The sequence below is a fragment of the Pseudomonas sp. M47T1 genome (assembly GCF_000263855.1).
GTDB lineage: Bacteria > Pseudomonadota > Gammaproteobacteria > Pseudomonadales > Pseudomonadaceae > Aquipseudomonas.
In genome coordinates this window covers 77644-90596 of record NZ_AJWX01000027.1, presented here as the reverse complement: position 1 = coordinate 90596, position 12953 = coordinate 77644, and the positions used below count along the sequence as shown (strand labels likewise).

6 protein-coding genes are annotated in these 12953 nt (G+C 64.6%); 3 read left to right on the top strand and 3 right to left on the bottom strand.

Annotated elements, in window-relative coordinates; translation table 11 throughout:
* Positions 1-180: 180 nt before the first annotated feature.
* Genes recC through recD form a run of 3 tightly spaced genes read left to right on the top strand, consistent with a single transcriptional unit; the run spans position 181 to position 9421 of the window.
* Positions 181-3657: an exodeoxyribonuclease V subunit gamma gene (gene recC, locus PMM47T1_RS23215; protein ID WP_008373676.1), complete on the top strand. Its 3477-nt coding sequence runs from the start codon at positions 181-183 to the stop codon at positions 3655-3657.
* On the top strand, positions 3654-7352 hold the full coding sequence (recB, locus tag PMM47T1_RS23210) for an exodeoxyribonuclease V subunit beta (RefSeq protein WP_008373674.1): 3699 nt from the start codon (positions 3654-3656) through the stop codon (positions 7350-7352). The genes recC and recB overlap by 4 nt, the downstream gene beginning before the upstream one ends.
* Positions 7349-9421: an exodeoxyribonuclease V subunit alpha gene (gene recD / locus PMM47T1_RS23205; RefSeq protein WP_008373672.1), complete on the top strand. Its 2073-nt coding sequence runs from the start codon at positions 7349-7351 to the stop codon at positions 9419-9421. Before recB ends, recD begins: the two co-directional genes overlap by 4 nt.
* A 60-nt stretch (positions 9422-9481) precedes the next feature.
* Here recD and PMM47T1_RS23200 read toward each other — a convergent pair whose 3' ends face one another.
* From PMM47T1_RS23200 to PMM47T1_RS23190, 3 genes are read right to left on the bottom strand one after another with little or no spacing between them, the layout of a single operon-like run.
* A complete protein-coding gene (locus PMM47T1_RS23200; protein ID WP_008373669.1) occupies positions 9482-11023 on the bottom strand; it encodes an amino acid ABC transporter permease/ATP-binding protein in 1542 nt (513 codons plus the stop codon).
* Between the two features lie 46 nt (positions 11024-11069).
* Positions 11070-11861 (bottom strand): ABC transporter substrate-binding protein, encoded by a 792-nt coding sequence (locus PMM47T1_RS23195; RefSeq protein ID WP_008373667.1) that lies wholly within the window; start codon positions 11859-11861, stop codon positions 11070-11072.
* A gap of 41 nt (positions 11862-11902) precedes the next feature.
* Complete coding sequence (locus PMM47T1_RS23190) at positions 11903-12952, bottom strand: isopenicillin N synthase family dioxygenase (RefSeq protein ID WP_008373665.1); 1050 nt, start codon at positions 12950-12952, stop codon at positions 11903-11905.
* Position 12953 lies beyond the last annotated feature (1 nt).

Sequence of the window (12953 nt, the reverse complement as noted above, 5' to 3'; positions counted from 1 at the left end):
GTCTTTTTACCCCGCTGAAAATGTCCCCCTCCCCTCGTAGGCGCTGTCATGTAGAACACACGCCTGCAGCGCACGCCGTCGCAGCCTGGCGGCAGCTCGGACTCACAGAAGATCTCAAGCGCACACCACATCTGATAAGGTTCTCACCTGTCCACGTTACCCCCAGCCAAGGAATCCAGCATGCCGGCCAATCCGCCCCTCACACCAGGTTTCATGGTGGTTCACGGCAACCGCCTGGATGAATTGCGCAGCCTGGTGGTGAGCTGGATGCGGCGCTACCCGCTGGCCCCCCTGGAAAACGAAATCGCCCTGGTACAAAGCAACGGCATTGCCCAGTGGCTCAAGCTGGCCCTGGCCGAAGATGCTCTCGATGATGATCAGGGGGGGTGTGGCATTGCCGCAGCCATCGACGTGCAACTGCCCGGCAGTTTCATGTGGCAGCTCTACCGCAGTGTATTGGGCAAGGACGAAATTCCCCAGACGTCTCTGCTCGACAAAGCCCCGCTGACCTGGCGCCTGATGCGTTTGCTGCCGCAACTGATCGACCAGGTGCATTTTGAGCCCCTGCAACGCTTCCTCACCGATGACACCGACCTGCGCAAGCGCTACCAGTTGGCCGAACGCCTGGCCGACCTGTACGACCAATACCAGGTGTACCGCGCCGACTGGCTGGAGGACTGGGCTGCTGGCCGGCATCAATTGCGCAATGTGCGCGGTGAAGCAAAGCCCCTGGCCGATGCCAACCGTTGGCAGGCCGAGCTGTGGCGTGCCTTGCTGCATGATGTGGGTGAAGAGGGCATGGCCCAGAGCCGTGCGGGCGTGCACCAGCGTTTCATCGAGCGTATCAACAGCCTCGAACAGGCACCACCAGGCCTGCCGAACCGGGTCATCGTATTCGGCATCTCATCGCTGCCGGCCCAGGCGCTTGAAGCCCTGGCAGGCCTGGCGCGCTTCAGCCAGGTGCTGCTGTGCGTGCATAACCCTTGTCGCCATCACTGGTCGGATATCGTGGCGGACAAAGATCTGCTACGTCACCAGTACAAGCGCCAGGCACGCAAGCAAGGCATGCCGGCGCTCATCGATGCCGATGCCTTGCACCAGCACGCGCATCCGCTGCTGGCCGCCTGGGGGAAACAGGGTCGTGATTACATCAACCTGCTGGACAGCTACGACGACCCAAACAGCTACCGCGCCGCCTTTCGCGAAGGGCGCATCGACTTGTTCAGCGAGGGGCAGCCGAGTACCTTGCTTGGCCAATTGCAGGACGACATCCTGGAGCTGCGCCCGCTCGCCGAGACGCGAACCACATGGCCTGCCGTCAACCCGGCCAAGGACCGCTCCATCCGCTTCCACATTGCCCACAGCGCCCAGCGTGAAGTCGAGATCCTTCACGATCAGTTGCTGGCCCGGTTCAGCGCCGACCCGCATCTGCGGCCTCGCGACGTTATCGTCATGGTGCCCGACGTTGACAGCTATGCACCGCACATTCGCGCCGTGTTCGGCCAACTGGAGCGCAACGACCCGCGCTTTATTCCCTTCACCTTGACCGACCAGAACCAGCGCGGTCGCGACCCGCTGCTGATCGCCATCGAGCACTTGCTCAAACTGCCTGATAGCCGCTTTGCGGTCAGCGAGATCCTCGATCTGCTGGACGTTGCGGCCCTGCGCGCCCGCTTTGGCATGCAGGAAGGCGACCTGCCCACCCTGCATCGCTGGATCGAGGGCGCCGGCATTCGTTGGGGCCTGAACGCCGCGCAACGCGCAGGCCTGGGCCTGCCGGAGCAGCTGGAACAGAACAGCTGGCGGTTCGGCCTGCGGCGCATGCTGCTGGGCTACGCCGTCGGCGGCGGCCAAGGCTATGGCGGCATCGAGCCATACGACGAAATCGGCGGCCTGGACGCGGCCCTGATCGGCCCACTGGTGGCTCTGCTCGATGCCCTGGAAGTGGCTCACCAAGTGCTGTCGCAACCGGCTGAGCCGCACGAGTGGGGCCAGCGCCTGCAAGGCTTGACCCAGGTATTTTTCCAGGCCAGCAACGAGCACGACGATTACCTGCTGGTGCAACTCGAAGAGTTGCGCGAGCAGTGGCTGCGCACCTGCGAGTCGGTGGCACTGCACGAATTGCTGCCGCTGACCGTGGTGCGCGAGGCGTGGCTGGCGGGGCTGGACCAGGGCAAGTTGTCTCAGCGCTTCCTGGCCGGTGCGGTGAACTTCTGTACCTTGATGCCCATGCGTGCTATCCCCTTCAAGGTCGTCTGCCTGCTGGGCATGAACGATGGCGATTACCCGCGCGCGCAGCCGCCACTGGACTTCGACCTGATGGGCAGCGACTACCGCCCCGGGGACCGTTCCCGCCGCGAGGATGACCGCTATCTGCTGCTCGAAGCCTTGCTGTCCGCCCGCGAGCAGCTCTACGTCAGTTGGGTGGGCCGCAGTATTCGCGACAACAGTGAGCGGCCGGCTTCAGTGCTGATCGGCCAGTTGCGCGATCACCTCGCCAGCGGCTGGCAATTGGCCGGGGCCGAGGAGGGCGGCAAGCTCAATGCCGGTGAGCAACTGGTGCATGGCCTGAGCCTTGAGCACCCCTTGCAACCGTTCAGTGCGCGCTATTTCCACGAAGGCAGTGGGCTGTTCAGCTTTGCCTTCGAGTGGCGAGTACTGCACGCTGATCAGGCCAGCGCCCCATCAGACGAAGTGCTCCCGCCTCACGAGCAAGAGGAGCCCCTGGCGCTGACCCAGTTGCAGGACTTCCTGCGCAACCCGGTGCGGCACTTTTTCAGCCAGCGCCTTAAGGTGTTCTTCGAAAGCGCCGAAGCGCCCCTGGCAGACGAAGAACCGTTCGTGCTCGATGCGTTGCAACGCTACAGCCTCAGCGACCTGTTGCTGACCACCGCCATGGCTACCCCGGATGACGTGGAGCGCACGCTGCACGCCCAGGCGCTCAGGATGCAAGGCAGCGGCTTGCTGCCCATGGCCGGTTTTGGCGAGTGCCTGCAGGAGGAGTTGATCGAGCCGCTGCCCGACCTGCTACAACGCTTTGCTCAATTGCTGGTGCTCTGGCCTACGCCGGTCACGGCAGCCAAGCCCGTCAACTTCCAGCACCAGGGGCTGCGCCTCGATGGCTGGGTCAGTGGCCTGCATCAGCGTGCCGACGGTAACCTGCTCAGCGTCACGGCCATCGCCAACGCCATTGGCGGCGCCCGCTCGCGCAAATGGCACCGCCTGACCCGCAGCTGGGTCACGCACCTGGCTGCCTGCGCGGTAGGACTACCGCTGACCACGGCGGTAGTTGCCAGTGATGACACTCTGATTCTCTCCGAACTGCCCCCCCAGCAGGCGTGTGCCGCCCTTGGCGATCTGCTGCTGGCCTGGCAGCAGGGCATGCGCCGGCCGTTGCCTGTGGCGGTGAAAACCGCATTTGCCTGGCTGGGCCAGGGTGACCCGATGAAGGCCGAAGCCGCTGCCCGCAAGGCCTATGAGGGCGATGGCATCACCACCGACGGCGAACGCCGCGAGAGCGTAGCGCTGGCCCGGCAGTTTCCTGATTTCAACGCATTGATCGACAGTGAGGAGTTCGAAGGGTGGTGCGACGCCTTGTATCGCCCCATGTTCGAAGCCCACTGGCGTTCGATTGATGCTGACGAGGCACGCTCATGAGCGATCATCGCGACAAGCCCCTGGCATTGGCTTTCCCCCTGCGTGGCAGCCAGCTGATCGAGGCCAGCGCCGGCACTGGCAAGACCTTCACCATTTCCGCGCTGTACCTGCGCCTGGTGCTGGGGCATGGCGGTGAGCAGGCCGGCTTCGGCCGCGAACTGCTGCCGCCGCAAATCCTCGTGGTGACTTTCACCGATGCGGCTACCAAGGAATTGCGCGAGCGTATTCGCACCCGACTGGCGGAAGCGGCGCGGTTCTTTCGTGATGAGATGCCCAGCCCTGATGACCTGATCAGCCAGCTGCGTGACGAGTTTGCCCGTGAGCAATGGGCGGCGTGTGCCAACCGACTCGATATCGCCGCGCAATGGATGGACGAGGCTGCGGTGTCGACCATCCACAGCTGGTGCCAGCGCATGCTGCGCGAGCATGCCTTCGACAGCGGCAGCCTGTTTACCCAGACCCTGGAAACCGACCACAGCGACCTGCTGGGCGAAGTGGTGCGCGACTACTGGCGACGCTTCTGCTACGTGATGCAAGGCGACATCCTTGGCTGGGTTCGCAGCAACTGGGGAAGCCCGGCCGCGCTGTTGCCGCGCGTGCGCGCACTGTTCGGCAGCCCGCGCCGCAGCGACGATGGCCAGGAGCCGGCGCAACTCATCGAGGCCGCGCTGGCCCAGCGTCAGCAGGCCCTGCAACAACTCAAGGCGCCGTGGGCGCAGTGGGCCCAGGAGCTGCGCGTCATTTGCCTGGAAGCCGTAGCGGCCAAGGCTGTGGATGGGCGCAAGATGCAGGCACGGTTTTTCGAACCCTGGTTCGACAAGCTGGCCGCCTGGGCCGGGGACGAGAGCCTAGTGGACTTGGACATCGGCACCGGCTTCACCCGCCTGACCCCCGACGGCATGGCCGAAGCCTGGAAAGGCGACCCGCCCGCGCACCCGGCGCTGGACGCCATGCTGGGCCTGGTGGAGGCGTTGGCCAGCCTGCCCACACCCGATGCCGCCGTGCTGGAACATGCGGCCCGCTGGGTGGGCGCGCGTTTCGAGGAAGAGAAGCGCCGGCGCGCCGAGATGGGCTTCGACGACATGCTGTTGCGCCTGGACGCGGCCCTGCAAGGCAGTGGCGGCGAGCGCCTGGCCGGGCTGATCCGCGAGCAGTTCCCGGTGGCACTGATCGACGAATTCCAGGACACCGACCCGGTGCAGTACCGCATTTTCGAAAGCATCTATCACATCGAGGCCAATCAGCCCGACAGCGGGCTGTTCCTGATCGGCGACCCCAAGCAGGCCATCTACGCCTTCCGGGGCGCAGACATCTACACCTACCTGCGCGCCCGCCAGGCAACCACCGGCCGCCTGCATACCCTGGGCACCAACTTCCGCTCCAGCCAGGCCATGGTGGATGCGGTCAACCATGTGTTCAACGTGGGCGAACTGCGCGAACGGGGCCGGGGCGCTTTCCTGTTTCGGCAGGGCGATGACAACCCGGTGCCCTTCCAGCCGGTGCTGGCCCAAGGGCGCAAGGAAGCCTTGAGTGTCGATGGGCAGCCGGTCGCTGCGCTCAACCTCTGGCACTTTGCAAGCGACGCGCCGATCTCGGGCCCCGTGTACCGCCAGCAACTAGCCGGTGCCTGCGCCAGCGCCATTGTCGGGCTGCTCAACGGCGGCCAGCAGGGCCGTGCCGGCTTCAGCATGCCAGGCGAAACACTGCGCCCGGTGACGCCCGCCGACATTGCCATCCTTGTTCGCGACGGCAAGGAGGCCCAGGCCGTGCGCACTGAGTTGGCGGCCCGCGGTGTGCGCAGCGTCTACCTGTCCGACAAGGACTCAGTGTTTGCCGCCCAGGAAGCGCACGACCTGCTCAGCTGGCTCAAGGCCTGTGCCGAGCCCGATGCCGAGCGCCCCTTACGTGGCGCCTTGGCGACCACCACCCTGAACCTGCCGCTCACGGCCCTGGCGCAGTTGAACCAGGACGAGCTGGCCTGGGAGCGGCGCGTCATGCAGTTCCGCACCTACCGCACCCTGTGGCGTACCCAGGGCGTGCTGCCCATGCTGCGGCGCCTGCTTCACGACTTCCAGTTGCCACAGACGTTGATGGCACGCAGCGACGGCGAGCGGGTGTTGACCAACCTGTTGCACCTGTCCGAGCTGTTGCAGCAGGCCGCGGGCGAGCTCGACGGAGAGCAGGCACTGATTCGCCATCTGTCCGAGCACCTGGCGACCTCCGGGCAGGCCGGTGAGGAACAGATCCTGCGGCTGGAAAGCGACGAGCAACTGGTCAAAGTGGTGACCATCCACAAGTCCAAGGGCTTGGAGTACCCCTTGGTGTTCCTGCCCTTCATCTGCTCCACCAAACCAGTGGATGGCAAACGCCTGCCGCTGGCCTTCCACGATGCCGACGGTACGGCGCAGATCACCTTGAGCCCCACGGCCGAACAGGTGGCGCTGGCCGACAACGAACGTCTGGCCGAAGACCTGCGCTTGTTGTACGTGGCTCTCACCCGAGCCCAGCATGCCTGCTGGCTGGGGGTGGCCGACCTCAAGCGCGGCAACACCAAGGATTCGATCCTGCACCGTTCTGCACTGGGCTACCTGCTGGGGGGCGGCCAGCCATTGGGCGAGTCCCAGGGGCTGGCGCGCTGGCTGCTGGACCTGCAACCCGGTTGCCCGGCGATTCAGGCCGGGCCCATGCCGCATGCCGACGAGCAACGCTATGTGCCGCCGCGCAACGAGGCCAGCCTGCTGGCGGCCAAAGTGCCAAAGCGACGCGCGGCGGAAAACTGGTGGATTGCGTCCTACAGTGCCCTGCGCATCAGTGACAGCCTGGCGCCGGGCAGCGACCAGTCGCCGGACAGCCCGCAAGCACAAAAACTGTTCGACGACGAGCGCCTGGACCCGGCCGCACCCCGTGAAGCGCAGGCATTGAGTGGTGATATCCACCGCTTCCCACGCGGCCCCAACCCGGGTACTTTCCTGCACGGGCTGCTGGAGTGGGCCGGTCGCGAAGGCTTTGCCGCCATGGCCGCACAACCGCAGCTGCTGGCGCAAACCGTGGGTGCCCGCTGCAACCTGCGTGGCTGGAAGGGCTGGATCACCACCCTCAACGACTGGTTGCTGTACTTGCTCCAGGTACCCCTGGCGGTGGGTGGCGAACAGGTGCGGCTGGCGGACCTGCAGCAGTATCAGATCGAGATGGAGTTCTGGTTTGCCAGCCATCGCGTCGACGTCAGCCAGTTGGACAGCCTGGTGCGCGAGTACACTCACGGCGGCGCGGCGCGTGCGCCTGCCGAAGGTGCCGTGCTCAACGGCATGTTCAAGGGCTTCATCGACCTGACGTTCGAACACGAGGGGCGCTACTACGTGGCGGACTACAAGTCGAACTGGCTGGGTGCCGACGAAAGCGCCTACACCGCCGACGCCATGGAGCAGGCCATTCTCGACAACCGCTACGACCTGCAATACGTGCTGTACCTGCTGGCCCTGCATCGACAACTCAAGGCCCGGCTGCCCGACTACGACTACGACCTGCATGTGGGCGGCGCGGTCTTCCTCTTCCTGCGTGGCGTGCATGCAAGCAGCCAAGGCCTGGCGTTCGCGCGGCCACCACGGGAACTGATCGAACGCCTCGACGAGTTGTTCCGCGGCATTGTCCGCCAGCCTGAACCCATGGGCGACCTGTTTGAAGGAGAACTGGCATGAGCCGTACATTCGCCGACCTGCTGCCCACCGCACTGGAGGCGGGCACGCTGGCTGATCTGGCCCCGCTCAAACGCGTCGACGACCTGCTGGCCCTGCTGGAACGCTGGGCCGAGCGAGGCTGGCTGCGAGCGCTGGACAAGGCCTTTGTCGGTTTTCTCGCCGAGCGCGACCCGGGCGGCGACCCGCTGGTACTGCTGGCGGCGGCCTTGACCAGCCATCAGCTGGGCCACGGGCACGTTTGCCTCGACCTTGCGCAAACCCTGGAGGAGCCGGATTTCGCCTTGTCGCTGCCGCCTGAAGGCGATGCGCTGGCCGGGCCTGTGTTGCTGCCCTCGCAACTGCTGGAACACCTGAAGGCCGATGCCTGGCGAGCCACCCTCGCCAGCAGCCCATTGGTGGCGCTGGCGCAAGCCGACAGCGGCGAGCGGCCACTGGTGCTGGCCGGCCAGCGCCTCTACCTGCGCCGCTACTGGGCGTACGAGCGGCGTATCGACACGGCCCTGCGGCAACGCCTGGCCGATCAGGAAGCAACGCCCGACGACCTGCGTGCACGCCTGGAGCAATTGTTCGGCGCCGCCAGTGGCGAGCAGGTCGACTGGCAGAAACTGGCCTGCGCCTTGGCCACCCGCAGCGCTTTCAGCATCGTCACTGGCGGCCCGGGTACCGGCAAGACCACCACCGTGGTGCGCCTGCTCGCTCTGCTGCAAGCCCCGGCGGTGAATGCAGGCGCCCCCTTGCGTATCCGCCTGGCCGCGCCCACGGGCAAGGCGGCCGCGCGCCTGACCGAGTCCATCAGCGCGCAGGTCAAGCAGCTCTCCGTGAGCGATGAAGTGCGCGACAAAATTCCCACCGAGGTGACCACCGTCCACCGCTTGCTTGGCAGCCGGCCGGGCACCCGGCACTTTCGTCACGACGCCAATAACCCGCTGCCGCTGGACGTGCTGGTGGTGGACGAGGCGTCAATGATCGACCTGGAAATGATGGCCAACCTGCTGGGCGCCATGCCGGCCCACGCCCGCCTGGTGCTGTTGGGGGACAAGGATCAGCTGGCGTCGGTGGAAGCCGGCGCGGTGCTGGGCGACCTGTGTCGCGACGCCGAGCAGGGCTGCTACAGCCCACAAACCCTGGCCTGGCTGGAGCAGGTCAGTGGCGAGCGTATCAGTGGGTTGCAGGTGGGCAGCACCGAGCGTAACCCCCTGGCCCAGCAGGTGGTCATGCTGCGCCATTCGCGGCGCTTCGGCGAAGGCAGCGGCATTGGCCAGTTGGCACTGCGGGTCAACCGTCAGGAAGCCGAGCAGGCGCGTGCGTTACTGGTCAGCGGGCAGTATGCGGATGTGTTCACCGCCTCGCTCAGTGGCGAGCACGACCGTCGCCTCGACCGCCTGCTGTTGCAGGGGCAGGGTGATAGCGGGCCCCAGGGCTATCGGCATTATTTGGGCGTGCTGCAGGCCAACCGCCCGGCCGTGCGTACCCCGCTGGAAAGCGAAGAGTGGTCGCGGTGGGCCATGCAGGTATTGCAGGCCTTCGAGTCATTTCAGCTGCTGTGCGCCGTGCGCAAGGGCCCCTGGGGCGTCGAAGGCTTGAACCAGCGCGCCACCCAGGCCCTTACGGCTGCGCGGCTGATTGAAGGGGATCAGCCATGGTATGAAGGCCGACCGGTGTTGATGACGCGCAATGACTACGGCCTGGGCTTGATGAACGGCGACATCGGCATTGCCCTGCGCCTGCCCGAAGGCGGCGCGCCGGACCGGCAGGTATTGCGCGTGGCGTTCCCGCGCAACGACGGCCAGGGCGGCGTGCGCTTTGTGTTGCCCAGCCGCCTGAACGACGTGGAGACGGTGTTTGCCATGACCGTGCACAAGTCCCAAGGCTCGGAATTCGCCCACACCGCGTTGATCCTGCCCGATGCTCTGAACCCGGTACTGACCAAGGAGTTGATCTACACCGGCATCACCCGCGCCAAGCACTGGTTCAGCCTGATCGAACCCCGCGCGGGCGTGTTCGAAGACGCAGTAAAGCGCAAGGTCAAGCGCCTCAGCGGCCTGATGCTGGAACACGCCCCCCTGTAACCGCGGCGCGTCGCCGGCCGCCCGCTTCGCGGCCACAGGCCGCTCCTACGCAGTCGGGTGTCAGGAATTGCTCGCCAACCGCGCGGGCTCTTGCTCCACCATGCCCATGAACCGCCGAACCCGCTCAGCCTCCGGCGCCACGCGAATGCTCTCGGGCGTCGCGTCGAGTTGGATGTTGCCGTCTTCCATGAAAATGACCCGGTCGGAGATCGACAGGGCAAAGTCCATTTCGTGGGTCACGATCAGCATAGTCATGCCGTCCTTCGCCAGGTCGGCGATGACCTTCAGCACGTCACCCACCAGCTCTGGGTCAAGGGCCGAAGTCGGCTCGTCAAACAGCATCACCTGAGGCTGCATGGCCAGCGCGCGGGCAATTGCCACGCGTTGCTGCTGGCCGCCTGACAACTGGTGCGGGTACTTGTTGGCGTGGGCCAGCAAGCCGACCTTTTCCAGCAAGGCAAACGCCTGTTCGCGGCTGACCTGCCGGTCGCCGCCGTGATACACCGGCGCCAGGGTGATGTTGTCGATCAGGTTCAGGTGCGGGAACAGGTTGAAGCTCTGAAACACCATGCCAATGTGCCGCACACCGCGACGCATTTGCGGGTTGTTGGGCGTGTCGCCAGCGTGAATGAAACTCTCGCCGAACAGCACTATCTCGCCTTGTTCGATGGTTTCCAGGCCGTTGATGGTGCGAATCAGCGAAGTCTTGCCCGACCCGGAAGGGCCAATGATCGACACCACCTGGCCGCTGGCCACACTCAGGTCAACGCCCTTGAGCACCTGATGGTCGCCATAGCGTTTATGGATATTTTGCAGCTGCACCGCCGGCGCCGCCCCAGGCATCGACTGGCGTGCCGGCGCATCAGGTTTGTTGGCCAGGCTCTGGCGCAATTGTGCCAGCGGGTTGGCGGCCAGGGTGTGCGGCTTGCGCTGGCTGAGGTCCAGGTAGCGTTCCAGGCCCTGCAGCAGCCAGCCGAACACGCTGACAATCAGCACGTAATACACGGCCACGGCCGCCAGGGTTTCCATCACCAGGAAGTTCTGGGCGTACAGGCGCTGGCCGACGGTGAGCAGTTCGGTGAGGGAAATCACCGAAATCAGCGACGTGAGTTTCACCACGGTGATGTATTCATTGATCAGGGTGGGCAGCGAAATGCGAAAGGCCTGGGGAATCACGATCAGGCGCTGCAACCCTAAACTGCCGATGCCCAGCGCGCGGCCGGCTTCCTTCTGCCCCTTCTGCACGGAAATAAGCCCGCCGCGATGGATCTCGGCCATGTAGGCCGCCTCGGTCACGACAAGTGCAAGCAAACCCGAATAGAAGGGGTTGGACAGCACGCCGCCCGTGGCCGGAAACAGCTGCGGCAGGTTGTAGACGAACACCACCAGTACCAGCAGCGGAATGCTGCGAAAGAACCAGATGTATACAGCCGCTGGCATGCTCAGCCATTTGACGCTGGACAACTTGGCGCTGGCCAGGCCAAAGCCCAGCAGCATGCCGATGAACCACGCCAGGGCGCTGAGTTCGATGACGGTGACGCTGGCTTCCCAGAAGGCGGGCATGGAAAACAGCGAGAGAAAGTACGACCAGTCAAATTGCATAGGCACCTCACACGGCCGCCCCCATCGGGGGCGGCGGGCTCCAGGGTCAGTTGGAGGCTTCTTCCAGGTTGTACTTCTTCAGGATGGCCGAGTACTCACCGGACTTCTTGCTGTCGGCCACGGCCTTGAGCAGCGCCTGGTAGGTATCGTCGTTGCCTTTCTTCACGTAGATACCCAGCGTTTGCGGGTACACCAGCTTTTCGGACGTCACCAGCACGCGGCCCTTGGTTTTCTCGGCAATCATGTGCGCAGCACCGGAAATCTCGACCTGGGCCTGGATGTTCTTCGACAGCAGCGCCTGGGTAACCTCGGGGGCGGACGGAAATTCGCTGACGGTGATAGCGCCCTTGTTGTTCGGTTCGCAATAGTCAGTGGACAGCTTCTTGAACTGCGCCACCCACGTGGTGCCTTGCTCCAGGCCGATTTTCAGGCCGCACAGATCCTCGGGTACCGCTGGCTTGAGCGTGCTGTCGGCGGGCACCATGATCGCCGCGCCCGTGCGGGCGTACGGAATGGTCAGCGCCTGAGCCTGGCGTTCGGGGGTGATGTACATGCCGGAAATGATCGCGTCGTAATGCCCGGCGTTCAGGCCCAGGATCAGGTTGGGGAACTTGGTGTCGACGAATTCGGCCTTGGCGTCCAGCTGCTTGGCCAGGGCGTGGGCCAATTCCGGGTCGGAGCCCACCACGTTCTTGTCGGTGTCGTAGGACTCGAACGGTGGGTAGGTGATCTCCATGCCGACCTTCAACTGGCCGGGGGTAGCGGTGGTGGACGCCATGGCGGCGCTGGCGCTGAGCAGGCAGGCGGCAAGCAGGGTAAGGCGGGTCGGATTGAACATGTCACGCTCCAGAATAAGGAAAGAATTAGCCGACAACAGCGTCAGGACGGCTCCGCCTGTTTTTTCAGATGACCGAAACTCGATGGCTTGCGTGCCTTGGCCGGCAGTTGCACTTCACCGTTTTCCACGCGTTTGCGCAGGTACTGGTAGGTCTGCAATGCCTGGCCATACATGTGCTCGCCGATGGCAATTTCCTCGTAGTCCTGACCCTCCTTGGCAAAGCTGGGCAATGGCTTGATCTGGGTGTGATAGTCGCAGGCGTAGAACAGCGGGAATGAATAGCGCTCCTGGCCAACCTTGCGTACCCGGTGAGCCGTTGCAACGAACGTACCGGCGGTCATCACTTCCAGCATGTCGCCGATATTGACCACGAAGGCGTCTGCGATGGGTGGCGCGTCGATCCACTGGCCCAAGTCATTCATCACCTCCAGGCCCGGTTGGTCAGCCTGCAAAATGGTGAAGCACTCATAGTCGGTGTGTGCACCAATTCCGGGCGCATCCACGGCGTCGGCGTCAAAGGGGTAATGAATCAGGCGCAGCTTGGAGGGCGGGCGGGTGACCAGCGGGTCGAAGTAGCCTTCCTCCAGGCCCAGGGCCAGGGCGAAGCCGTCGAACAGCTTGCGCCCCAAGGCGAACACCGCAGCGTAATAGGCTTGTACCGACGCCTTGAAACCCGGCACCTGGGGCCAGTGGTTAGGCCCCAATAGCGGCGTGTTGGCCAGCACCAGCGGATCATCGGCAGGCACCTCAAAACCCACGTCGAAGGCTTCCTTGTGGTCGGGCTTGCCCTTGGAATACACCTCTTCGCCCTCCGGCACGAAACCCTTGTGGGTGTCGGAGGTGCCGATGTAGTGCTTCATCTTGGCTTCCAGCGGCTGAGCGAAATAGTCCTTGGCCGCCTGGCGCAGGTTGCTGATCAGCTCGGGGGCAATGCCGTGGCCGGTGATGTACAGGAAGCCGACGTCACTGGCGGCTTGCCCCAGTTGCTCGGCCACCGCCAGGCGGTGCTCCAGTTCGACGCTGAACAGCCCGGCAATATTCACCACCGGAATGCTCTTGAAGTTGGCCTTGAGCTCAGTGTTGTTGTTCATC

Coding starts and splice junctions, on each gene's coding strand:
- recD (WP_008373672.1), top strand. CDS start 7,349: ATGAGCCGTACATTCGCCGACCTGCTGCCCACCGCACTGGAGGCGGGC.
- PMM47T1_RS23200 (WP_008373669.1), bottom strand. CDS start 11,023: ATGCAATTTGACTGGTCGTACTTTCTCTCGCTGTTTTCCATGCCCGCC.
- recB (WP_008373674.1), top strand. CDS start 3,654: ATGAGCGATCATCGCGACAAGCCCCTGGCATTGGCTTTCCCCCTGCGT.
- PMM47T1_RS23195 (WP_008373667.1), bottom strand. CDS start 11,861: ATGTTCAATCCGACCCGCCTTACCCTGCTTGCCGCCTGCCTGCTCAGC.
- PMM47T1_RS23190 (WP_008373665.1), bottom strand. CDS start 12,952: ATGAACAACAACACTGAGCTCAAGGCCAACTTCAAGAGCATTCCGGTG.
- recC (WP_008373676.1), top strand. CDS start 181: ATGCCGGCCAATCCGCCCCTCACACCAGGTTTCATGGTGGTTCACGGC.